Source organism: Pectobacterium sp. PL64, from assembly GCF_022477975.1.
Taxonomy (GTDB): Bacteria; Pseudomonadota; Gammaproteobacteria; order Enterobacterales; family Enterobacteriaceae; genus Pectobacterium; species Pectobacterium jejuense.
On sequence record NZ_CP092070.1, the window covers coordinates 411,911 to 436,156 of the forward strand.

Annotated in this window: 19 protein-coding genes and 1 pseudogene; 5 read left to right on the forward strand and 15 right to left on the reverse strand. The window is 53.0% G+C overall.

The window, feature by feature from the left end; all coding sequences use genetic code 11:
• Window positions 1-112: 112 nt before the first annotated feature.
• From HP572_RS01830 to HP572_RS01860, 7 genes are all read right to left on the reverse strand, one after another.
• The gene (locus HP572_RS01830) at window positions 113-1,486 is read right to left on the reverse strand and encodes an esterase-like activity of phytase family protein (RefSeq protein ID WP_240584624.1); all 1,374 of its coding nucleotides are present in this window, start codon (window positions 1,484-1,486) and stop codon (window positions 113-115) included.
• A 33-nt stretch (window positions 1,487-1,519) separates the two neighbouring features.
• The gene (locus HP572_RS01835; protein WP_240584625.1) at window positions 1,520-2,860 is read right to left on the reverse strand and encodes a phospholipase D-like domain-containing protein; all 1,341 of its coding nucleotides are present in this window, start codon (window positions 2,858-2,860) and stop codon (window positions 1,520-1,522) included.
• On the reverse strand, window positions 2,853-3,536 hold the full coding sequence (locus HP572_RS01840) for a MotA/TolQ/ExbB proton channel family protein (RefSeq protein WP_240584626.1): 684 nt from the start codon (window positions 3,534-3,536) through the stop codon (window positions 2,853-2,855). The genes HP572_RS01835 and HP572_RS01840 overlap by 8 nt, the downstream gene beginning before the upstream one ends.
• Before the next feature lie 195 nt (window positions 3,537-3,731).
• Window positions 3,732-5,972, reverse strand: coding sequence for a TonB-dependent receptor (locus HP572_RS01845; protein ID WP_240584627.1), 2,241 nt, complete (start codon window positions 5,970-5,972; stop codon window positions 3,732-3,734).
• A 90-nt stretch (window positions 5,973-6,062) separates the two neighbouring features.
• Complete coding sequence (locus tag HP572_RS01850; RefSeq protein WP_240584628.1) at window positions 6,063-6,809, reverse strand: energy transducer TonB; 747 nt, start codon at window positions 6,807-6,809, stop codon at window positions 6,063-6,065.
• A 1-nt stretch (window position 6,810) separates the two neighbouring features.
• Window positions 6,811-7,215 (reverse strand): biopolymer transporter ExbD, encoded by a 405-nt coding sequence (locus tag HP572_RS01855; RefSeq protein ID WP_010301909.1) that lies wholly within the window; start codon window positions 7,213-7,215, stop codon window positions 6,811-6,813.
• Between the two features lie 290 nt (window positions 7,216-7,505).
• Window positions 7,506-8,699, reverse strand: coding sequence for a multidrug efflux MFS transporter (locus HP572_RS01860; protein ID WP_240584629.1), 1,194 nt, complete (start codon window positions 8,697-8,699; stop codon window positions 7,506-7,508).
• 421 nt (window positions 8,700-9,120) lie between these two features.
• On the opposite strand from HP572_RS01860, the gene azuC reads away from it, so the two are divergent.
• Entirely contained in the window at window positions 9,121-9,177 is a 57-nt protein-coding gene (azuC, locus tag HP572_RS22970) for a stress response protein AzuC (RefSeq protein WP_125176151.1), read from the forward strand.
• Window positions 9,178-9,300: 123 nt separating this feature from the next.
• On the opposite strand, the gene HP572_RS01865 is transcribed toward azuC, so the two are convergent.
• From HP572_RS01865 to HP572_RS01880, 4 genes and pseudogenes are all read right to left on the reverse strand, one after another.
• Complete coding sequence (locus tag HP572_RS01865; RefSeq protein WP_240584630.1) at window positions 9,301-11,166, reverse strand: Svx/AvrXca family virulence/avirulence protein; 1,866 nt, start codon at window positions 11,164-11,166, stop codon at window positions 9,301-9,303.
• A 184-nt stretch (window positions 11,167-11,350) separates the two neighbouring features.
• Window positions 11,351-12,668 (reverse strand): annotated as a pseudogene (locus HP572_RS01870) (cytosine permease).
• A 14-nt stretch (window positions 12,669-12,682) separates the two neighbouring features.
• Window positions 12,683-13,372 carry a LuxR C-terminal-related transcriptional regulator gene (locus HP572_RS01875; RefSeq protein ID WP_205553074.1) on the reverse strand — a complete coding sequence of 230 codons (690 nt, stop codon included), beginning with the start codon at window positions 13,370-13,372 and terminating at the stop codon, window positions 12,683-12,685.
• A 29-nt stretch (window positions 13,373-13,401) separates the two neighbouring features.
• The gene (locus tag HP572_RS01880; RefSeq protein ID WP_240584631.1) at window positions 13,402-13,815 is read right to left on the reverse strand and encodes a GNAT family N-acetyltransferase; all 414 of its coding nucleotides are present in this window, start codon (window positions 13,813-13,815) and stop codon (window positions 13,402-13,404) included.
• Window positions 13,816-14,353: 538 nt separating this feature from the next.
• On the opposite strand from HP572_RS01880, the gene HP572_RS01885 reads away from it, so the two are divergent.
• The 3 genes from HP572_RS01885 (at window position 14,354) to fhuE (ending at window position 18,772) form a co-directional block, all read left to right on the forward strand.
• Window positions 14,354-15,247 carry a LysR family transcriptional regulator gene (locus HP572_RS01885; RefSeq protein ID WP_240584632.1) on the forward strand — a complete coding sequence of 298 codons (894 nt, stop codon included), beginning with the start codon at window positions 14,354-14,356 and terminating at the stop codon, window positions 15,245-15,247.
• Between the two features lie 50 nt (window positions 15,248-15,297).
• A complete protein-coding gene (locus HP572_RS01890; RefSeq protein ID WP_240584633.1) occupies window positions 15,298-16,320 on the forward strand; it encodes an AEC family transporter in 1,023 nt (340 codons plus the stop codon).
• 208 nt (window positions 16,321-16,528) lie between these two features.
• Window positions 16,529-18,772: a ferric-rhodotorulic acid/ferric-coprogen receptor FhuE gene (fhuE, locus tag HP572_RS01895; protein ID WP_240584634.1), complete on the forward strand. Its 2,244-nt coding sequence runs from the start codon at window positions 16,529-16,531 to the stop codon at window positions 18,770-18,772.
• Between the two features lie 104 nt (window positions 18,773-18,876).
• Here fhuE and HP572_RS01900 read toward each other — a convergent pair whose 3' ends face one another.
• Entirely contained in the window at window positions 18,877-20,226 is a 1,350-nt protein-coding gene (locus HP572_RS01900; protein WP_240584635.1) for an enolase C-terminal domain-like protein, read from the reverse strand.
• Window positions 20,219-21,565 (reverse strand): MFS transporter, encoded by a 1,347-nt coding sequence (locus tag HP572_RS01905; protein ID WP_240584636.1) that lies wholly within the window; start codon window positions 21,563-21,565, stop codon window positions 20,219-20,221. The genes HP572_RS01900 and HP572_RS01905 overlap by 8 nt, the downstream gene beginning before the upstream one ends.
• A gap of 282 nt (window positions 21,566-21,847) precedes the next feature.
• Between HP572_RS01905 and HP572_RS01910 the strand changes: the two genes are divergently transcribed.
• Window positions 21,848-22,597, forward strand: a complete 750-nt coding sequence (locus tag HP572_RS01910) for an AAA family ATPase (RefSeq protein ID WP_095993808.1) — start codon at window positions 21,848-21,850, stop codon at window positions 22,595-22,597.
• 12 nt (window positions 22,598-22,609) lie between these two features.
• Here the strand turns inward: HP572_RS01910 and HP572_RS01915 are convergent, their stop codons facing one another.
• Together HP572_RS01915 and HP572_RS01920 are read right to left on the reverse strand one after the other, a co-directional pair.
• Window positions 22,610-23,179 (reverse strand): fimbrial protein, encoded by a 570-nt coding sequence (locus tag HP572_RS01915; RefSeq protein WP_240584637.1) that lies wholly within the window; start codon window positions 23,177-23,179, stop codon window positions 22,610-22,612.
• 27 nt (window positions 23,180-23,206) lie between these two features.
• A complete protein-coding gene (locus HP572_RS01920; protein ID WP_240584638.1) occupies window positions 23,207-24,241 on the reverse strand; it encodes a hypothetical protein in 1,035 nt (344 codons plus the stop codon).
• Window positions 24,242-24,246: the final 5 nt, after the last annotated feature.

Here is a 24,246-nt window from a genome sequence, read left to right on the forward strand (position 1 = left end):
TTAAAAACCAATGAGCATAAAATGTTATTCCTGTCCTTTTTTTGGGATTGATTAGTCTTTTGCGCTGCTTTTGGGGGCAGGCATTAAACACTGCCTTGGTAAAAGTAAGATCTTATTGAAGATGAGACTTCAATGGTTGTGCCAGCTGAATCACCCACAGTTCGTTATCGGCTTCTGGCTTCTCCAACGGTTTGATGGCTAACGTCGTCTCGACCGCCTTGCCATCTCGCGTCAGTTTGCCATCGGCAGTAACCTGATAGTCGTCCGCTTTATCTTTCGCTTTCACCGGGGATTGCAGCACGGATTGCAGACCAAAGTCATTGTCGTTAATGACGGCCAGCGTTTGCTTATCAACCAGCGCCAGACCTTCCACTTTCTCCTGCTGCCAGCCGAGCTTGCGCAGATCCACCAGCTCCTGCTTGCTCGCCAGCGTAATGCCGCGTTTTTCCAACTGGGCGAGATCGTCAAATTCCGGCGACTTACCGTCAGCATCGAACGGTGTCAGGTCGCTCGCCTTGCTGAGATCGACCAGATAGATGCGGTTCTGCATTTGCTTGTCTTTATCCGCGCCTTGCTCGACCAGCAAAATGCGCTGATTATCCAGCGCGACGATATCGCCGATCTTGGCATCCTTTGCTTTCTTATAGCTGTCGATGTTGATGGGGTAACCCACCATACGGCTGGTTTTGGTTTCCGGGTTAAACATCACCAGACGCGTAAACTGCGCTTTGTTTTTGCTTTTGCCGTCGATATCCAGCGTGCTTTGCACGGCCATGACAATCGTGCCGTCCGGCAGGCGGGTCAGGCCTTCAAAACCCCGATTCGGCTGACGCCATTTGATGATATTCGGTAAACCGCTGGCGACTGAATGCTCGCTGCCCGCAGGCGTTGGCCCGAATTTTTGCAGGATCTTCCCGCTGGCATCAACGTGGATCAGGAACGGGCCGTATTCGTCACACAGCCAGAAGCCGCCTTTGCCATCCGGCGTAATCCCTTCGGTGTCCAGCCCGCGCTGGCTGGTGCTAAGCGGTTGCAGCGCATCGTTCAGCGCCACTTCGTTAGTGGTGCCGATAACGTCTGCGGGCAGCGGCAGGCCGGTGATATTGCCCTCAGCATCGTGCAGCGGACGGGCGTTGATTGCCTCGGCGGCTTTCGCGCTGACCCGAATATCCATCATCAGCGGCGCGTAGTCAGGGCTGGCGAAGATCTTGGCCTCTTTCTCGTCGACCAGCGGCGCATCGGCATTCGGGCCGCGATCGGTGACGGTGGTGAATATCAGATCGTCACCCTGTTTACCGGTAAAATAGAGCCCGGAACCAATACCGACAGGCAGACCGTTGGGGAAGTTCTGGGCGAATTTGCCCTGATACGCAACGCGTTCGCTGTCTGGGAAGGTGACGACATAGCGCGTCACTTTCTCTCCTGCGGCCTGAACGCTGAACGGCAGAAATCCGGCAACCAGCAGTGCTAACAACGTGTGTTTCATGCTATTCCCCATCAAATGTCATTCTGGTGGTGGCTACGGTGCGTTGACCGTACCGACTGTCGTAGATGAAGGGCTGTTTTCCTTCTCCTTATCTTTCTCTTTCATGCCACCCGGATCGGGCCGCGGGTAATCATAATCAATGCGCAGAGGATGCGCGTACTCGCTATTCCACAGTTGTGTATAGAGCATGTCTACCCGCTGCGCCATCGCTGGGTTCTGAATTACCATCTCCAGATTGCGCGAGTTATCCAGATAGCCGCCGCTCCAGTTGCTGGTGCCGATCCAGGCTTTCTTGCCGTCGATGGTCATGATCTTACTGTGGATCACGCGAGCAAACGGGATGAAGCCACTGCTGGCTTGGGGAATCGACACCGTTTTTATCTGGATATTGGGTAACATTGCCAGACTTTTCAGGTAGGCAATATTCGGCATTTTGGTGCTCCATTCGGACACCATCAGCTCGACTTGTACGCCGCGTGCGGCGGCGGTGCGAATCGCGTTATCGATCACCGCGTAGTACGGGCGTGTTTTCTCCGGTCCGTAGGAGAGTGGGACGTAATCCATCACCTGAATGCGGACCAACTGCTGGGCTTCGGCCAGTAAGCGGGGGAGTTCTTCTTCGGAATCTATCACACCAGCGGGATTAAACGCTTTGGGGCTGGCAACCAGATAGTTGCCCGAACGGTCAGCGGGTTGCGTTGCGGTGGGCAGCGGCGGAACGGTTTCGCCTTGGGCCAGTCGCGCCTGCGCCTGCCAGTCTTGTTCAAAAATAGCGCTAATCTGAGTCACTACGCGGGGATCGTCGATCAATAATCCCGTTTCGTGAATGTGCTCCAGCGCCCGCCAGTCAAGGTTCTGGCTACCCATGTAGGCCTGTTTTCCATCAATCAGCAGGTATTTGGCATGTACAATACCGCCGCTCAGGCGTTCAAAAGGAATCACGCGCAGCTCGAGATTCGGAATCGTTTTGAGCTGTTCCAGCGTGTCCTGGGTGGAAATTTTTAGCCCTTTCTCTTCAAGCAGCAGGCGGATTCGTACGCCGCGTTCTCCGGCGGCACGCAGATGCTGTAAGACGGTATCAAAGCGTGTTCCCGCCTGATTGGCGACATAGAATTGACCCAACTCAATGGTGTGTTGGGCATGATCAAACAGCGATATCCACACCGCATCGCTGGGGCGTAGATCGGGGGCGATCAGCGTGGTTTCCACCGGGGCGTCATACACTAATTCATAGCCGGGAATACGATAGCCGCTAGCGCTGGTGTCGGCATAGGCTGACACACTCACAATAAACAATACGCCTCCTGTCAACAGCGTTTTGATGCAATGCTTCCAGCATTGCCCCGGGTTGATGAAACCACAACGATTAAGCATAGCGTTTCTCCGCCATCGCTTTGTCTGTCACGGCACTGTCTGTAATGGAATTGTGCGTCACAGCCGGGCCCGCTTTCTGTTGGCGAGTATGCGGCATTCCGGCGCGAATCAGCAGGACTTTCAGCATTTCGTTGATGTGTTCCATTCGGCTTTGCAGGAAATTGTTCCCCAGCAGGCAAACCAGCGCGATGGCGATCCCCAGTCCGGTGGCGTACAGCGCGGTACCCATCCCGGCAGAAACCTGGCTCGGGTCGGAGATGCCAGCAGCAGATAGTGCTTTGAAGGTTTCGATAATCCCCATGATGGTGCCGAGCAGCCCCAGTAGCGGTGCTGCGGTGACGACCGTTTCCAGAATCCAGAGTCCGCGTGACAGCAGCGGCTTACTTTGCAGATATTGTGCGTCGATCAGGTCGTTAAGTGCATCGCGGTTTTCTGCCTGATGTGACTGCGCCAGAACGGGCGTGACGACGGCGATGGGCAGGCTAGGGCGCTGGGTCAGCGCGTCCGGCAGATCGTGAACGTGGCGAATATCTGCCGTCAGCGCGCGTTCCAGCCGTTTGGCCTGTCGACGTGTATAGGAAAAATAGAGACTGCGTTCGATGATGATCATCAGGGCGATCACCAGTGAGGCGTACATGACGTAGAAAATAATCTCGTGCAGCATATCGGCGTTCATGGCCTGATCCTTCTGTTGCCTTGTTGGGCGTTGTTTGTGATTGATGACGACATGCGTCGGGCGGGTGTAATGGGTAGATCGTAAAGACGCTGCAAGTACATCCTTGTAAGCTCGAGCCGCGCCATCCCTGGCGCGGACGCTTTACTCTTCTATCCCATTACTCCCGTTTTGCTCTGTATGTAGACTATTAACAGATTAGAACGTGGCTTCCAGTGAGGCGCTGAAGGTGCGCTCTTCTCCGACGTTATAAAACGGTGTGCCTGCCGATACGCCGTTATACGATTGTGAGTTGAAGCTCACTGAACGTGCAGAGTCGAGATACTCTTTGTCGAACAGGTTGTTGACGCCAAAGCGTAAGGTGGCGCTTTTCACGATCTTCTTATCCACTGGCAGATAGACACCAGCGCTGAGATCGAAAACGGTACGTCCACCGATCTTCTCGTCGTTGGTCATATCGCCGTAGAACGACCCGACGTAGCGGCTGTTCACGCCGGCATAGTAGAGGCCATCGTCATAGCCCAGCCCGAGGTTGAGCATATTTTTCGGCGCGTTGGCGACCTGCTTGCCCATAGTAGGAAGCTGGCTGCCACCGGTGGCGAGATTGTTTTTCTGCTCGGTGTCGGTATAGGTGTAAGCCGCAAAGTAGTTGAAGTTATGTGGCAGCTTGCCGCTCCACTCCAGTTCCAGTCCTTTGTTTTCCACTTTCCCGGCGTTGATCATTTCGTAATCGCCATCGGCGTTACGGCTGGAGATCTGGCGATCGGTAAACTGGATAAGGAACAGCGAGGCGCTCAGCAGCATGTCCTCGTTCTGGAAGCGCCAGCCGAGCTCCTGATTCCAGCTCAGCTCAGGTTTGGTATTGATGGAATCGCCAACGTTGTACAAGACGTAGTTGGGCGGGGTACGCATGTTGCGCGTGATGTTATAGAACACCTGATTTTCGGTATTGATGCGGTAGGCCGCGTTAAAGCTGGGCAGGAATTCGTGGTACTTCTTGTTCTTTTTCTCTGCGACGTTATACAAGCTGCCGAGGTTAGTCCCGTCACGCTCTACGTGCTGATAGGCCAGACCGCCGGTGAACGTCCATTCAGGGGAGAAGAACCAGGTGTCCTGAATCCAGATTTTATGGGCAGGCGTGACGGTAAACTGGTTACGGCCTTGAACCACTTTCCCGTTCGCATCGGTGATCTGATCCGCATCGCCGGGTTTGCCAGAGATGTTAGCTGGAGTGCCGTCGCTCTTAATAGGAATGAACGGCTGCGTTTGACGCTGGCGGGCACGCTCGAACCAGTAGCCGATATCCAGACTGTGCTCGTCGCTAATATCCCACTTCAGCTTGGTGGTGATACCCGGCCGCCAGGTTTCCGTCCACGATGGGCGGTAGTAGGTGTTAGAGGTCAGGTTGCTGAGATCGTAGTTACCTGCGCGGTCTGATGTCGCGGACAACACGCTGGCGCTCCCGCTGCCGAAGCTGCCGCCGTTCGTCGAGAAATAGTAGGGCTGTAACGTCAGCGCCATGTTATCGCGCAACTGCAACTTCTGCGTGAACGTGACATTCAGCGTTTCAAAGTTATTGCGGTTGAGTTTGTAGTATTGGGAAATTTGCCCACGGCTGTTGTACACCGGCGTCGTGGCGTAATCCATCTTACGCCCGTTTTGATCGAACTGCCGTTTGCTCAACGTCGAGTAGTTGATGGTATCTTGCTGATTGTATTTCACAATCAGGCTGCTGCTGTGGCCATTTTCATGTTCATACAGGCCGTTCCACTCGACTTTATCGGCACGAGAATAGCCTGCGCCGCGCCATTTGTCGGAATCGGTATACGAGTAGGAGAGCCAACTGCTGAAGCCGTTGTGTTGACCGGTTTCCAGACGTGCGAAGGTCTTGCTGAGGTTGTTGCTGCCGAATGTTTGCTTAACGAAGCCGCCAAAATCTTTCGCCGGACGGTGGGAAACCAGCCCGATGTTACCGCCGCTGGCCCCGATGTGCGGGCCATCCATTTCTGACGAACCTTGGGTAACGAAGATCTGTTCCAGGTTTTCTGGGTCGCCCATCCCGTTCGGGTACACGGCGTAGTCGCCGGAGTCATTGACGGGAATGCCGTCGGATGACAGGCCGACCTGATCCGCACTCATGCCGCGCATGGTATAGCTGACGCCGCTTAAGCCGCTGGCGTCGTTGCTGCTGACGTTCAGGCCAGCGGTGTATTTCAGTTTATCAATGGCGTTGCCTGCTGCGGGCATCTTATCCAGCGCGTCTTTTGTCACGGTCGAGCGCGATTTAGCGTTGTCTTCCTGAACCATTAATCCTGCGCCGAGCGGTTGTCCCTGTACGTTGATCGTGCCGACATTTGTCGCTTCTTCCGCCAGCGCGGAGCCTGCCAGTAATGCGCCGACGACGGACAAACATACCCCAGAAAGTTTGAACGGTTTCATTTAACAATCCCAGTATTATCAGTGGTTTATTAATCAACATGTTGTTGACGTTATTTTTGCTGATTCACTCTCTTACTCAGGCGCGGAACACTACTGCGCCTGATAATCGAACGTGGCTAAAAAGCGTTTTGTGTTTTGTCCTGCAAAGGCGTCGGCGGGGAAGGCTCGAACCTGTTTGATGCTCTGTAAGCTGGCTTGCGCCGCCCGGTTCAGCAGCATGCTGCGTGCTTTGTTGCTGATTCCAGAATCGATGACGCGTCCTGTGCGATCGACCTCCAGCCAGACTTCAACGCGACCTTCGGGACGTTCGAGTGACGCCTGACGTCCGGTCGGGTAGCGTTTGGTTTGTTCAAGCTGCGCACGCAGCGCCTGCGCATAGCTATTTTCCAGCGCAGCGACATTCACCGCCGGCGCGGAAGGGGCTGCTGGTGCCGGGCGCTTGGCCGGGGCTTCTGGGCGTGGCGTAGTCGGCTTGGCTGGCGTGGGCACCGGTTTAGGTTTGGCTTCCGTCTTGGGCTTAACCTCTGGTTTCGGCTTTGGCTTCACTTCCGGTTTCGGCGGCGTAACTGGTGGGGCTTCTAAGATCGGATCGGGCTCATTAACCGGAATCGGCTCAGGCTCGGGTTCCGGTTGTGGCACCGGTTCTGGCTCTGGCTCAGGGATCGGTTCGGGCTGGGGAATCGGTTCCGGCTCAGCCAGCGTGAGCGCCATGACCGTTTCGTCGTATTGCTGCTGAACTTTCAGCGGCGGCTGTTGGCTGGCGAAGAACAGGCAGGTAGCAAAGACCGGCAGCGGCAACCAACTGATGGCGTGGCGTGAGCGATAGAGCAGATACATGTCACAATTTCCGGGTAGCGATAGAAATGGACGAGAACCCACCCTGACGCAGGGTATCCATGACGGCTACCAGACGCTCAACCTCGACGCTTTTATCGCTGTTGATAATGATGGTGGTTTGCTGATCTTGCTGCTGCTGTTGCAGCGTCGTAACGAGATCGCTCAGTGCCATCGGCTGTCCGTCCAGCTCAAGATGATCCTGTGCGCCAAGCGTGATGATCGCTTTTTTCTGCGGCTTAAGTTGTTGTGCGCTGCCTGCGGCGGGGAGCTGCGTTTTCAGGCCTAGCGCAGGAATGACGTTCATGCTGATCAGTACAAAAAAGACCAGCAGGAACATCATCACATCGATCATGGGAACCAAATCGATGTGGGCTTTTTGCTTCTTTGGTTCGTTCCAGTTTCTCATTACTCACTTCCCTACAGGCGCGAATGTCTGAATTTCTGAACAGGGCAATTCGCGTGGCGCCGAAACAAAGCAGCCAATATAGGTAGGGTTTGTTTAAGTTTTTTTACATTTATGTGATTAATTTTTCATATTGATACGCATTGGTGGTAATTTTTTGTCAAAAAATAAGTTTTTTTGATGTTTTTACATCATTTATAACAAGAGGATGAATCCCCTGAGAAAGGGAGAGGTGTATAGGGTGGGGGCTCATCGAGAGAAATGAATGGCCAGCAGAGTCGCTGGCCGGATCGTTATCCTTTTCCGCGCGGTTTCCTGAAAGCGAAAAAGAGTTGCAGCGTATTGCACAGCACCAGAACGGCGGTGATGACGAACACCCAGCGGAAGCCCATCAGGGCGGACACACCGGAACCCACCAGTGGCCCCAGGACGTTGCCCAGATACATGAATGACTGGTTATAGCCGAAGATGCGGCCTGTTACCTGCTGGCTGCTGTATTTGACTAACAGCGCCTGCACGGTTGGCATCAGTGCGCCATCTGCAAAGCCCAGCAGAAAGCGCAGGATGCCGAGCTGTGTAGGGCTTTGTACCATCGCCATGACCAGAAACAGCAGCACGCTGATCGCCAGTGCGGCGATCAGGACGCGATGTGCGCCGATCCGGTCGCCTAAACGGCCAAGTCGCGGGGCGGATAGCAGGGCGGATACGCCGGGAATCGCGGCGATCACGCCGCTGATAAAGGCAATATTGTCGGTACCGGGAGCCAAATCGCGGATGAACAGCGTCAGGATGGGACTGATGGAACCGTTCGCCATCTGGATCATCATTGTCGTAATGAACAGGCAGATGATGAGCGCCGGATACGGCAGCGACGCGAAGACGGCTTTCCCGCTGAGTCGATTCTCTTTGGTGACCTTAACCACGCTCTCTTTAATCGCGAAAAGCGTAATCAGGAAGCTGGTAAACAGCATGCCGCCAGTGATGAAAAAGACGATGCGTAGCCCGATGTAGTCGGCCATAAAGCCGCCGAACAAGGGGCCGAGAATGACGCCAGCGATCTGCCCGGTTGATAGCATGCCCAGCGCCCAACCGCTTTTTTCACGCGGAACCTGTGAGGCGATCAGTGCCATCGCGTTGGGAATGTACCCGGAGGTCAACCCCATGAGCGAGCGCAGGATGAACAGCTGCCACACATTGGTTGCCAACCCTTGCAACGACATCACGATTGCCATACCGAGTGCGGCGCGCAGCAGCATGAGCTTTCGCCCTTTGCGGTCGGCGAGGCTTCCCCACAGCGGCGCAACAGCGGCTGAGATGAGAAAAGACGAACTGAAGATCAAACCGGACCACAGGCTCAGCGACTCGTGCGAGTGAACGCCAAGCTGCTCAATGTACAGCGGCAAGAAGGGTAATATCTGGCTCATGGCCAGCCCGGTGAAAAAACATCCCAGCCAGGCAGAGAAGAGGTTAAGTTTCCAGGTTTCCATGGGGGTAGGAATGGGCCTTCATCAGCGAATAACCAATGGCGAAACCGTGGTGACTGCGCGTGAAAAAGTGTGCTAACCGACAGTGAATAGCGCTCAATTGATAACGGACAGTGACTAAAATTTCGTCTTTCATCATGAGCATAGCATAGCCAGCGGCATATTGGTCACTGATGGTAATGATTCGCAACAAAAGAAAATCAGCGTGGGTTGAGGGGGATTGGGGGAGAGGACTGGTGAATTTTATTGTGTGACTTACATCACAAAAAATGGGCTTTTGCTCAGCAAGGGTGTACAATTCATCACCATAAAGCGGGGCACTGCCATTAAGACAAGTCATCGCTAAAAAGTCATTCCATCGCGTCATTAAAATAACGAATTAAGTCAAACCAAGGTGAAAAAAGTGCGTAACTTCTTTAAAAAAATGCTGGCGGCTTACCTGAATACCTATAAAGACGTGCCGCCCGGCGCACTGTTCTAAGAATCTGTGCTATGCATCGCATGAAACAGGCCGCCTTATTGGCGGCCTGTTTTGTTATGGGGCCGACTTATTTTGAGAGTCAACGTAACGTGGTTCTGAGCCGGTCCCTTTTTTGTGGTGACATTACTTTGTGCTGTAGACCGGAACGGCCGTCACTTCTGGCACGGCTTCGGTCAGGTAAGCACCGGCAGCACTGCTTCTGACTTCATTTTCATCAATAAAGCCATAGAACACGCCCTGCGACGCGGAAGCGCCGCGAATTTCCGCATCTCCACGCATCTGCGCATTGCCTGACAGCACAATGCCGCGCTCAAACGCACCTGGCCCCATGAAGACCGTATGCAGCCGCGCGTTATCACGCACGATGGTATTGCCCTGCATCACCGTCAGGCCGCCGACAACGGCGCGTCCTTCCACTGTCCCGCTCAGAATCGTTGCACGATCTTCAATTCTGGCGTTATCCCTCACCGTCCCGCCGATGACGCGAGCATAAGGCCCGACGTACGCGGTAGGGGCGACATTGGCTGCGTTGGATACCCAGCCGCCGCCGTTGGCGTGACGAGAACCGTTAGCGGTTGGATTCGGTGCGCCAGGCTGGCTGCCTTCCGGCCAGACGCCGGTGAAATCAGCCATCCACGGATAGCGGTAAAGGGAGTAGTAAGCCTGATCCCACTTGATCTTCTGCATTTGCGACGGTGTACCCATGACCACCATGTAAATGCCGCGGTCGTCCTGACGAATCGTGAAGTTTTTCACCGTGGCAGACGCGCCGCGCTGCAATTCACTGTAGCGAGAAACGCCGTCCGAACCGACAGCGACAATCCCCCAACGCCAATCGGAATTAGGCTGCGGCATGGTTGCCGGATCGTTTTTCAGCCCTGGGAAGCGGGTAATGGCCGATTTACTCTGCACCATGCCACGGAATTTGACGGTGATCTTCGTCGCGCCGCTTTCCGGGATCAGCCGAACGATGTTGTAGCCCAACTGTTGTGGAGCCTGATCGAACGGTACGGAGAAGCGACGGAGGCTGGCACTGGCGCCCACAACCGGCTCAAGCGCCGTGGTTCTCAGCAGACGGTCGGCGTTATTCTGGTTGGGTTGTACCGCGCCATAGCCGCCGTAGGTTGAACGATAGAAGCGGCCACGATCGAAACCGTCTGGATCGACGTAATCCCAGTTGACGTTGTGCATCGCCCAGTCGCCGAAGACGTCGTTGAATTCAGACTGGCTCCAGCCCATGTTGGTACGCAGAATGGACAGTGGATCGGCAGTAGACTGGCCACTTTCGCCCCATTTAGGCGCTTTTGCCCACATATCGTTGATGGCGCCATAGCCAAAGCGATTCTTCAGGTATTCCATAAACTGCCAGTTGCAGTAACGGTTACGTGTTGAACCCAGGTAAATATGCGAGTAGTTGACCTGCATTTCCGAACAGTGTGCCGACGTACCGCGGAATTCATCCATCTGGTGCGTCATCCAGTTCGCGTGGGATTCCCAAATCCAGCCAACGTAGTTATCGCCTGAACTCTGGAAGCCGCCGGTTTGCCCTTGCAGCGCATGGGTAAATTCGTGCGCTAGCCCCCAGTTATCCTTGAGTGACGCAGGGCCGATCCACATCCCCATACTGCCACCGCCCGCAATACCCCCGCTGAGCCCAAAGGTCGGGTCGATGTGAATATTGGCTTTATATTTCACGGTCTGTTTGCAATAAGGCTCGGGGAACTCAATTTGGTTAATAAATTTATCCCAAATTTGTTCCAGCTTTTGCCCTGCGGCAACGGCATCATTACGGTTAACGTCGTTATTATTCCAGCGGAAGGCAAAGTGCTCAGTCTGGTATTTCACGGAAGGCATATCGGTGATGGAATTATCCACCTGCCAGTTTCCCGCGACACAAGCCTCAGCGGCGTTTGCCGTATTGACCATCAATGCGCCACTTAAAACGAGTAGACAGTTTAGCGGCGTGAGAAGTGTTTTTATTTTTGGCATAAATCCTTTTCCTAGCATGAATATTGCTAATCAGCCTTATTATTTCACGAGGGAGAATTTCTCGTTGATAGATAAGGCCCCATCCCAAGGCCATCGTGGCCTATTTTGCTTAAGTAAAAAACATATCGGCCTCTGTAAGAAGAGGCCGAGTGGATTATAGGTTAAATTTATCTTGTTACCTATTTCATTTTAAATTTTGGTTATGCTCGAGTTTCTTAAAATAAACATAATTATTGGTGTAATGCTTTATTATCCAATAAAGCAGGCTGGCGGCCAGTAACGAATTAAATGCTGGTACGCCCCACTCAAAGGCTAATCCGACGAAGGCCCCGGCAATGCTGGCAATAATAGCGGGCCAGCCAATCAGCGGCGTTTGAGCACTGTCGGGTAATTGGCCTTCGGCCCGACTGGTGTCGAGCAATACTTTGTGGGTGCGCAAAATATAATAATCGACCAGCATCACGCCGATAATCGGTGGGAACAGCACGCCCAGTAGCGTCAGGAAATCAATAAAACGGTCCAGAATACCGGCAACGGAAAGCAGTGTGCCGATGAGTCCAATCACTAGCGTGATGGAGACATAGCGTAATTTCTTCCCCGTGACGCCTTCTATGGCATTGGCGATTCCCAAAGAGGAGGAATAGAGATTGATATCATTTACACGCAGTGTCGAAAATATCACGGCAATCAGCCCGATGCCGCCAGCCGCCTGAGACATGATTGTTACAACGTCTGCGGTATTGAGCGCACGGGCAATAATGATGGCGAGGCCATTCACGATAAATTCCCCGACGATAATCGACAGCATCGTCATCCAGAAAACGTGCTTTCCTTTTTGGGAATAGCGCGTCATGTCTGGAGTAATTAAACTGGCGACGATACAGCCGCCCACCACCATTGTTGCACCAGCGCTAATGGAAATGGCTTCACCGTTAGGCGCGGAAGCAATCAGTTCAGCAATATTGTGGCCGGAGAGCGTCATGATCGAGATATAGCCGACGACGATAACAAACATCGGCACGGCAATTTTGGCCGTGAAGCGTAACGCCCTGAAACCAAAGGCAACCAGCAGCGTCAGCGCAATGCCGGACAGCGCGGCAGACCAGCCAAAGCCGAGCTTATCCGCCATCGCAAAGTTAAGCGCTTTGGCGAATACGGCATTCTGGACGCCGAACCAACCGATGAGGCTAACGGCGATCACCAGCCCAATCAGGACGGAACCAATACGGCCAAAGCCGCACCAGCGTGCGAGCAAGCTGCCCGACATCCCTTCTTTCATTCCTGCGTAGCCCAGCCCTACGGTCACTACACCAAAATATGACGCTGCCAATAAAGATGGCGAGAAATGCCTGACTTAGCGTCATGGAATGGCCGAGCACCGCGCCTAACATAAACTGGTCTAGCGCGGTTAACATGCCGATGTGCACTAATGCCACATTTAAAAAAGGCAGTCGGACACTCAGCGGAACGCGGCTGACCGGGTAGTCATCTATTTTTTCCATGTAGATAGGTTCTCTTATATAAATTGAATGCCTTTCTCGATGAGAGAGTTAGGAATATAACCATCGATCCCAAGATGGCGACAAAACTCCTCAAATTGAGGTAATGAATGTGCCTCTGCCTTTTGATACATATTATATATTCTGTTTTCTATTGTTTTTGGTGATATATTCATTTTCCTTGCTATTTCTTTATTTGATAAACGTTGTAATATCAGGAAGATAATATCCAACTCTGACTTGGTAAAAATATTTGTCGTTAATTCAGTTTGTAATGTGGTCGGCTTTTTTTGATCTATATAGATGAGTGGAGACCGCGTATCTAGAGGCCTGGCGTTCCACATTGTACCGATGCAAAGCTTATTTTCATCAAAGATGGGGATCTTTTCGCTGACGAAGGGGGTCAGCGTTTTCTTTCCATACCAATAGTGTGTTTCAATAACAGTGACTCTTTTCTCACTATTTTCTGTCAGCCTGTCGTGTTCTTTTAAATCGTCAGAAAGCTCCGTCCAACTGGCAGGAAATTCATCATCTAGTCGTCCTTCAATATCAAAGCGCATTGGCGTATTGGTATAAAGGTAAGCGGCTTTATTCATGTAAACATGGCGTGATGATAAATCTTTAATACCCCATGGTTCATTTAAACATTCCATCATAATAATCAGATTACGAATATAATCAGTCATGTTTGTTTGTGATGATGGCATCCTGCCCTCCTTAATAGGCTGGGATTAATTCAGCGGATCAATTTAGCTAAGTAATGACGAGTATGCTTGTACGCATATCCCGGTAGGTTTCCATACTCTTTGTAGCCCAATTTTTCGTAAAACCCCTTAGCCTGGAATCCGAATGTATCTACGTAAGTCAGATGACAACCACGTTTTAATGCTTCTTTTTCAGCAGCTTGCATAAGTTGACGCCCAAGCCCACTTTTACGATATTTCTCACTCACCCAAAGATATTGAACTTCTAATGCACCCCACCAGGTTCTGGAGATTAACCCTGCGATAATATTATTTTCATCGTCTTTGAAATTTAAGAATAGAGGGGAAATATCAACAGTTTCGTACTGTTCATTGTGTTTCCAAAGGCTTGCTATTACAAATTCTTCTTCATCTGAATCTGGTGTGTTAGTAATATTTAGATTCATTACAATAAAACCTCATTATTAGCACGCTAAATTATACTTCCAATATGAATATTTCTTTATCATATAAAAAACATTTAGGCAAGAGTGAATTTCACTCGTTCTTAGGTCCCTATATTGTTCTATGATAAGAAACATAATCTGATATGTATTGATGGTAATCAGAAAGTAAGCACGTATTTGCCTCACCAGGGGAAATACCAGGTAATTTATAATAAGAATGTATCTTCTGTCGAAAAATATGTTTTTTATGAGTAAGTTACTCCTCTATTTTTCTTCTTAATTAACTTATTACTCAGCCCGGTTTATGCCAGCGACACGCCCCCTGTTTCGCTGGCGTTCCTCTCCTCCGCCAACGTATGTTGCAACCTATGCAAAAAGGCGACATTGTTATTGCCACGTCAGAGCGTGGTTGCTTCAGTGCAGAGTTACTGCCTCTCATGACATTGTTCTGACGGGTTGCTCGATAGCGCGCCATTTTGCCATTCACGTTTTGCTATTCATGTTTTTCTATTCACGCATAGGCCGGAGAGTGGGTTGCATGTCGTTAAAAGCCTTACGCACGTTAGTCGCGATTGCTCAGTATGGATCGTTTGCCCGTGCGGCTGAAGCCGTGTGCCTGACGCAATCGGCCGTCAGCCTGCATGTTCGTAGTCTGGAAGAAGACTTCAAGGTGTCGCTTTTCGATCGCTCACGTCGCATTCCGGTACTCACGGAAGCCGGACATCGCGCGGTAGAGCAGGCGCGTGACATTCTTGCGCAGTATGACGGTATTGCTGCCGAGTTAGGCGAGGGTGGGGAGTTGGCCGGACGCCTGCGAATTGGCGCGATCCAGACCGCGCTGGCTGGCGTTTTGCCCGCCGCGCTGGCCGCATTGCGTCACGCTCATCCACTTCTGCGTGTTCTGGTGAATTCGGGGATGTCGGCAGAGCTGGCAATTCGCATTGATGCCGGTGAACTGGATGCCGCCGTGACTACCGAGCCCGTAAAACCTTACCCAACTGGCTTAGTGAGCACGCCGCTGTATCAGGAAGGATTCTGGATCGTTGCTCCCTCGGCGCTGGCGTCTCTGGATGCCAGACAGCTTCTGCAAGATCACCCTTTCATTCGTTTCGATCGTCGTGCTTGGGCTGGGCGAACCATCGATCGCGAGCTGCGTCGCCAGCGGCTGCGGGTACATACTGATATGGAGCTGGACAGTCAGGATGCGATTATGCAGATGGTCACCAGCGGGCTTGGCGTGGCGGTGATTCCGCTGTCCGAACGTGAGGTGAGTCGTTTGGATAATCTGCTATGTATTCCCTTTGGTGAGCCTCAGCAGCAGCGGCGCGTTGTGCTGCTAGAGCGCGAAGATCGTCCGGCAACGCGCCTCGCTACGGCACTGGCGGAAGCGATCCGAACGCAGTCTGGTGACGATGCCATTCATGAGAAATAATTGAGCTAACGTCGAGTTAATCTCGTTTTTTTCTCATCAGAAGTCCCGCTATGGTAGTGCCAGTTTCTTCAATTCAGGTACTGAACCATGGCGTCCAACCCGCAGTCTTTCTTTCTTTTACCTTCTACGCCGTGGTGTGTCAGCCGATGATCGTCTCACTCCTGCTGGCGCTGTTGCCGATCGCGCTACTGCTCGTGCTGGGCTCGTGGTTACGTCAGCGTGCTTTTCTGACTGCGGCATTTTGGCCACAGGCTGAAAGGCTGGGTTATTACATTCTACTTCCTGCACTATTTCTGCATGGGCTGGCGACGGCGCGTCTGGATGGCGTGCCGGTAACAGCGATGATCCTGACGCTGGTGTGCTCGACGCTGGCTGTCTCTATCGGGTTGGTCGCAGTACGCCGCTTCTTTCCCGTTGATGATGCGGCGTTTACCTCGATATTTCAGGGCGGTGTCCGTTTTAATAACTACGTTGGCGTGTCTGCCGCCGCTGGGCTGTTTGGCGCACACGGCGTAGCGCTCGCGGCCGTCGCGAACGCGGCGATTGTGCCGACGGTCAATATTCTCTGTGTCTTGGTCTTTGCCCGCTACGGCAACGCCGGGACGCCGTCATTCAAGAATATCGTGCGACTGCTGGCGCTGAACCCGCTGGTGGTGGCCTGCGCGATCGGCATTACTTTGCAGATTACCGGATTAGGCTTGCCGCCGGGGATTGAACCGGTAATGAAATCATTGGGACAGGCGTCGCTGCCGCTGGGGCTGCTGTGCGTGGGCGCAGCGCTGGATTTCTCTGCCGCGCGTAGCTGGCTGCGGCCTGTTGTGATGGCATCATGCGCGAAATTCATTGCGATGCCGCTGGTGACGATTGCTGCCTGCCACCTCTTCAACCTGTCTGGCTCGGCTGCGATTGCCGCACTGCTGTTTCAGGCGCTGCCGACGGCATCGTCGTCCTACATCATGGCTCGTCAGTTGGGTGGTGATGCGCCATTGATGGCGGGCATCATTGCGGTTCAAACACTGGTAGCAGGCGTCGCGCTGCCGCTGGCCGTCCTTGGGCTGAGCGGACTGTTATAAATTCCTCGTATGTTCTTTTTGTAACAATGTCTTGTTAACGGCATGGTGATTTATTCTTTTCTATCTATTTGTATTTTAAGTGAATTAATCATTGTATTGAAATGACAATAATAATGCGTATAGTTATCATTTACTTTTCTGTGCAAATGTTGACAAAAAACGCCTCAGCATCTCGCCAAAATCACCATCAGTTAACCGAGGATATACCATGTCTTTTAGAGTTACTCGCGCCGGAAAAACGCGCGTTTGTGATTCTTCGCTGGCCGGAGCAAAACCATTCGGAGTCTCTCTTCTCGCCCTGTTGATCTCTGCCTCTTTTCTGCCCGCTCAGGCTGCTGCCGAAGAAAACCCTGCTTCAGGTGATACGCTCGTCGTCAGCGCGAACGCTAATGCTAACGCCGAAGCCAGCGACCCGCAGGATTACAGCGTGAAAGTGACTAACGCCGGAACGAAGATGACGCTGACGCCGCGTGATATTCCGCCGTCGGTGAGCGTGATCAGCCAGCAGCGTATTGAAGATCAGGGCCTGCAAACGATTGGCGAGGTAATGGCGAACACGACCGGTGTGTCCTCTAAAATTATCGACTCTGAACGTGTGACGTATTTTGCTCGCGGTTTCCGTATCACTAACTACCTGTTCGACGGTATTCCGACGGTGGTTAATGAAATCTGGGATTTTGGTGATTCAGGTTCAGACACGGCGATCTACGATCGTATCGAAGTGGTGCGCGGGGCGACGGGGCTAATGACCGGAACGGGCAATCCTTCTGCCGCGGTAAATATGGTGCGCAAGCATGCGGACAGCCGCGAGTTCAAAGGCTCGGTATCCGGCAGCTACGGGTCGTGGGATAAACAACGGATGGTGGCCGATCTGTCTGCGCCGCTGACGGAGTCTGGTAATGTGCGTGGACGTGTCATTGCGGGCTATCAGGATAACGACACCTGGCTCGACCGTTACCACAACCGCAAAAAATTCCTCTACGGCGTGATTGATGCTGACGTGACTGATTCGACGACGATCTCCCTCGGTTATGATTATCAGGAAGCTAATACCGATAGCCCAACGTGGGGCGGATTGCCGACGTGGTTCACTGACGGCAGCCGTACGCATTTCGGCCGTAGTGCTAACTCCGCACCAAACTGGAGCTACTCGGATAAAACGTCGAGAAAAGTCTTTGCCGATCTGACTCAGCGTTTTGATAACGGTTGGCAGGTGCGTATGAACGGGACGCATGGTGAAACCAACTTCGATTCCAAGCTGATGTATGCCAATGGGTTCCCAGATAAAGATACCGGAATACTTGTCGATCCGTTCGGCGGTAATGTCGGTGCTTACGGTGGATGGAATAAGGGCACTCGTAAGGTTGATGCGATTGACACTTACGCCTCAGGCCCGTTCGAGCTACTGGGACGCCAGCATGAGCTGGTGATAGGTGGCAGCTACAATCGACAACGCAGTCAGTTCTATAATACGCAAGCCACGATCAGCCCGACAGATATGGGTAATTACTACAATTGGAATGGCAACATTGCCGATCCGACATGGGGATCTTGGGTTAATGGGACTTTTGTGGGGGGCGTTTGGGCGGACTATGAGCACTCAACTACGCGCCAAAAATCGCTCTATACCTCAGCGCGTTTCTCTCTGGCCGATCCGCTACACCTGATCGCTGGCGCGCGGTATACCGACTGGAGCATCATCGGTTCGACGGGGGATACCAGCAATAATCGCGTCACGCCTTATGTCGGTTTGGTGTATGACATCGACGATACCTGGTCGGCGTACGCCAGCTATACCGATATCTTCCAACCGCAAACGCAGAAAGATATTAATAAAAAATATCTGTCTCCAACGACGGGTAAAAACTACGAAACCGGTGTGAAAGGGGACTGGTATAACAGCCGCCTGACAGCATCGGTATCTGTTTTCCGCATTGAGCAGGATAACGTAGGGCAATCAACGGGAATCGCGATTCCTGGCGGTGGCGGAGAATTTGCCTATCGTTCAGTTGATGGTGTCGTCAGCAAAGGGATCGAATTTGAAGTGAACGGCGCAGTGACGGATAACCTGCAAATGACGTTTGGCGGTTCGCGCTATGTCGTTGACGACCAAGATGGTCAGTCGGTTAACCCAGAACAGCCGCGCACGTCGTTCAAGCTGTTCACCCGCTACCAGTTACCAACGCTGCCGGATTTGACCGTTGGCGGCGGCGTGAACTGGCAAAATGGTATCTGGCAGGAAGGCTCTGGCCCGCAAAACACCACGTTGCGCGCCGAGCAGGGCAGCTACGCGCTGGTTAATCTGTTTGGCCGCTATCAGGTGACCAAACAGCTGGCGGTACAGGCGAATATCAATAACCTATTCGATAAAGAGTATAGCGACTACCTTGCGCCTTATGCCGTGTATGGCACGCCGCGCAGCGTCTCGATGACCGTTAACTATGCTTTTTGACGCTCAGCGCTTTCTGACGATCAACGCTTTCTAATGATCGTTAATGATGTCTGAATCTTAAGTGAAACATCATCCCCCGCCGACAGCATCGGCGGGGGATTTTTTCAACGAACCAGTGATGGCCGTTTGGCGTTAAACGACCAGTTGGGAATTAAAAACTGCATACCGAGCGCGTCGTTACGGTTTTTATCCGGTAGTGACTGATAAAGCCGGTGCGCCTCCTCCACCCGTTTCCTGTTCAGCGTAATCCCTAATCCCGGCCCTTCCGGCAAGTGCAAATGGCCTTTTTCAATTCGCGGGGCTTCATGGGTGAGCTGCTGTCCATCCTGCCATATCCAGTGGGTATCAAACGGCGTGATGCGTTCGCCCGGCGCGGCAGCACCCAGATGAGCGACCATAGCGAGCGAGATATCGAAATGGTTGTTGGAATGGCAGCCCGTAGTCAATCCCCATTCTTGGCACAGCTGCGCCACGGTATTGGCATGGCGCATGGTCCAGAAATGCGGGTCGGCCAGCGGAATATCGATAGCGTTCAACTGAAGCGCGTGGTTAAGCTGACGCCAGTCGTTAGCGATCATATTGGTTGCCACGGGAATGTTGGTGGCGCGTCGGAATTCGGCGAGGGTTTCCCGGCCGGAATAGCCGTTCTCTGCGCCGCACGGGTCTTCCAGATACGGTATTTGCCCCTGTAGCTCTCGCCCCAAGCGTATCGATTCATCCAGAGACCAGCTGGCGTTGGGATCCACGGTAACCCGCGAGCCGGGGAAGTGGCGCAGCAGCGCTTTTACCGTCTCAACCTCTTTTTCGCCGTGATGCACGCCGCCCTTGAGTTTGAAATCATTAAAGCCATAGAGATCGCTGGCGGCTTCCGCCAGAAGGAGCACGCCGGCGTCGTCCATGGCTGCCTGGTGGCGCAGATAAAACCAGTCATGTTTTCCGGTTTCGCCGGGCAGGTAATTCATGTCGGTTTTCGTGCGGTCGGCGATGTAAAAAAGGTATCCGAGAATCGGAATCGACTCGCGCTGCTTACCGCTGGCCAGCAATTCTGCGACCTGAAGATTTAAGAACTGACCGGTCAGATCCAGTAGCGCGGCTTCCGTCGCAGCTACCGCGTTATAAAATTTCTCCGGGTTCATCTGCGGAATGTGAATTGCGGTGTTGTCGGTTTGTCCGCTACTTAGATTGCGCTGATCGCTTTTAAACAGCGTGCTCAGTGTGGTGTTCAGCTTGAGCAGCGTTGTTCCCTCCACCTGCGGAATAAAATCGTTGAGCACCGCGAGCGTGCTGGAATGGCAGGGACATTCTCCTACGCCGGTATTGCCCGCGCTGTCTGTCAGCGTCACCAGAATTCGGGTGAAGTAGCAGTTGTGCGCACCGCCAATATTCAAAAGCATACTGTCATATCCGGCGACCGGAATGACCTCCATTTTTTTAATGATAGGGCTGTCAGACATTTCGATGCTCCATAGGTTTGAATGAACTGGGCGGCGTGGTGTGTGTGTGACGCAGCAATAAGAACAGACCGGTCACGACGGAAACCGCGGTCAGGGAATAGAGTCCGCCCGTTGTGCTGCCGGTTTTTAATTCCAGATAGCCAAAGACGGTAGGCGCGACGAAGCCCCCGAGGTTACCGATCGAGTTGATCAGCGCGATCCCCGGTGCGACGATGGACGCAGGCAGGTTGCCCTGCGGCATGGGCCAGAAGAAGGTGGCGCTGACCTTTGATCCAATGCAGGCAACGATCATGGCGAAGAAGCCGAACCACGGCGATCCGATCGTCGCCATAAACGTACCGCAGGCGGCAATCAGCATGGCGACGCCCAGCGCTTTAGGTAAGTGCTGGCGATGTTTGTCGCTGAATTTGCCAACCAGATTGATGGCGATAATGGCACACAGCCAGGGGATGGCGGTAAGCAGCCCGATACCGAAACTGCTGAATCCCTGAATGCGTTGGATAATTTGCGGGAGCCAGAACACCAGCGTGTAACCCGTCATGGTCATGGTAAAGAAGATGGCACAGTAGAACAGCGTTCTGCGGTCCGTTAGTAAGCGCAGTTTTCCGGTATTTTCCTGCTGCGCGTCGCGCTCTATTTCTTCCTGCTGTAGCTGTTGCCCGAGCGCCTGTTTCTCTTCTGCGCTGAGCCAGCGGGCTTTATCAGGGCTGGATACCAGCACAAAAGCCGCCAGAACCCCGACCAGAATCGACCCTGCGCCTTCTAAAAACATCACCCATTTCCAGCCTGCAATACCGAGGAAATCATGCATCATCAGGATGGCTCCCGTAATCGGGCCGGAGAAGAGAAACGCCCCCGCGCTGGCACTGAGGATCAGCGCCGTTGCCCGGCCACGCCAGGCGTTAGGCACCCAGAGCCGGAAGTAATACAGCACGCCGGGGAAGAAACCCGCTTCGGCTACGCCGAGCAAAAAGCGCAGGACATAAAATTGTATCGGGCTGGTGACAAAGCCGGTCGCGACCACGACGGCTCCCCAGGTAATCATGATGCGTGTCAGCCACACCCGCGCCCCGAATTTCTTCATCATCAGGTTGCTGGGGACTTCAAACAGCGCATAGCCGATAAAGAAAAGCCCTGCGCCAAGGCCAAATGCCGCCGCACTGATACCGGCATCGGTCTGGAGTTCTGCTTTTATAAATCCGATATTTGACCTATCTATCTGATTAATAATCAACATAATGGCCAGCATCGGGATAATACGCTTGAAGAATTTGGCAATGGCTGAGGCGAGATGCGCCTCTCTGGTGTGGTTAGATGATTCGGTTATTGTCGTTGTCATTTTTTACACCCTGCGTAGGTAGGTTACGAAAGTGTTATAGAAAATGAGTGAAAGGAATAACCATGTGCAGATGCCCAGCATGCGTTGGGCTACTCCACAGTGGCAGCGAAAATGAAGGCGGCCAGCGCGATTAGGAAAAAGTGAGGAAATATCACGTCTGCGACGGCGGTCACAGCCTGACGGGAGGCGAGCGTCGGGTATTGACGCTTTTTATTCGTTTGCTAAGGTAATGGAAAAAACACGCTCTTCACTCATCATCATTACCCGTCAGGAAGACAGAGAATGATCTCAACGCAATACATCAGCCGAGTTGCACTGGTTCACGAAAAGGTGGATTCATTCGAGGCCTATCCGTTTTCTATTCCGTCGATTCGCTCGCTGGATAAGCTGGAACTGCACCCGAAAGTCACTTTTTTTATCGGCGAAAATGGCGCGGGAAAATCCACGCTGTTGGAAGCCATCGCTGTTTCGATGGGGTTCAACCCGGAAGGCGGTACCCGCAATTTCAACTTCGGCACCCGTACGTCGCACTCCAGACTGTCGCATTTCCTGCGGGTGGCGAAAGGCATTAAGAAGCCTAAAAACGGTTTCTTCTTACGCGCGGAGAGCTTCTTCAATGTCGCGACGGAGATTGAACGGCTGGATAGCGAACCCGGTTTTGATCCACCCGTGATCGATTCCTATGGCGGCCATTCGCTGCATGAACAATCCCACGGCGAATCCTTCATGGCGCTGCTGCTCAACCGTTTTGGTAAAGAGGGGATCTATCTGCTCGACGAACCGGAAGCCGCGCTGTCGCCCAGCAGGCAATTAACGGCGATCGCCCGCATGCACGATCTCATCCGTGAAGGATCGCAGTTTGTTATCGCGACGCACTCTCCGATTCTGATGGCGTATCCCGATGCGACTATCTTTCAGTTCGGTGAAGACGGAATACAGCAGGTCGCGTATGAGGACACGGAGCACTACCAGATCACGCGTGCTTTCCTGAACAACCCTGAGCGCATGCTACGTGAACTGATGGCGGAATAGGGGTTAACCTCGCTATAAATAGCTCAACGTAAAATTCGCCGTTGCCATGAAATCGCCGGACTGAATCAGATCGTCGCGTATCTTTTCGATGCGGGCTGAAAAGGGAATGGCGTTGTCTCCGCTTTGCAGCACAATGCTGTCCGTGCTGCTATTGATGCCGACCAGTTTGTTCGCATGATAAATGCCAACTGCGATGCCTTTGGCACCGGAAGGCGTATCCAGCGCCAGCCGCTTGGGCAAGAGCGGTTCTTCTTTGCCTGAAAAGCGAATCGTGACGTTTTGGTAGGTATCCAGATTGCAGTCCGTGAGGTTGATCGTGAAGTCATGCCAGTCGCCGTAGCGATTGGCTTTTAAATAGCGGTCAGAGACTTCACTCATGTCCACCACAATCGCCTTGCTCTCCGTACTCACATTACAGGCGGCGTTGACGACTAAAACGTGGAAGGTCACTTCGTGATCGTCCAGCACGGTCATCTGCTGCGCGAAGGATGTACCTGAATGCAGCGCGATGATGCCAAGTGCGAAGGCGAGTAGGTGGCCGCGCGACGTGGTTTTCGCTACCGTATTGTTGTTCTTTATCATCGTTGCGATCTCGCGTAGGAAGACGGATTAATGATAATTAAACCGTAGGATAATATTTTTCTCGGTATCGCCGACTACCGCGGGGCCGGCCGCGTAGAGTCGAGCCGTATAGCGCCGTTCAACCTGGCCGCTCGATGCCGTCAGGCCGTCAACCAGACCGATGAACTGGTTAAACACCACGTTATTGCCGCTGCGCGTATCTTCGATCTTCAGCGTGGAGCCATTTCCCATGTTCATGCCGTCTATCCCGACGAGTGAATTTCCCCGTGACGAGGCATCAAAGTTGATATCCAGATCGAACCCTTTTCCGCAGTCTTCTCCGCCGTCGGTCGATACGTTGATGTGGAATTCCGTTTGCGCCAGTGCGTTGGCCTCTGTACCCGACCACGCTTGGACCGTACCAAAATCGACATAGCTGTCGGGCGAGACGTTGATCTTCGCGGCGCATTGCATAATGTCGATGCCGTGTAGTCCTGACAGGCTGAGGCCATAGTTGCTGTCGGGTTTGTTGTTGATGCCCCCTTCACCGTCGATCTGGAAGACGCGCAGCGAATCGACTCCCGCCGTGGTATCGGTGATATTTCCCGTTTTTTCGAGATAGAGCTGTACCGTGACATTCAACATGGTTGGGTTGGACGGCGGTGATGAGCCGCTTGGGCCCGGTAAGATCCACTGCCCTGTGGAGACGCGGGATGCGGTCGTGCCGCCATTGGTAATCACCCCAAGATCCTGCCCGTTATAGATGATGCCAATTCCGACTCCTTGGCTGATGGCCTTGCCTTCAGGGTTGGGATAGAAATAGGACATCTCACCCTGTGGGCGTACGGATTTATACGCCCAGCAGGCCAGGTTGCGGGTATAGGGTTTTGACGTCCACAGACGGCTGCCGATAGGCAAGGTCGCGGGGATTTTTAGCGTACCGATATCCTCATAATCGTTTACCGGGCCGGTCACGGTGCCCAGCCGGCATTCCAGCGCGTTGGCGTTAAACGCCGTTAAGCCGAAAAAGAGCGACGCATAGAGGGCAACACAGCGATGTTGACGAGCAGCTAACCAAGACATGGCGG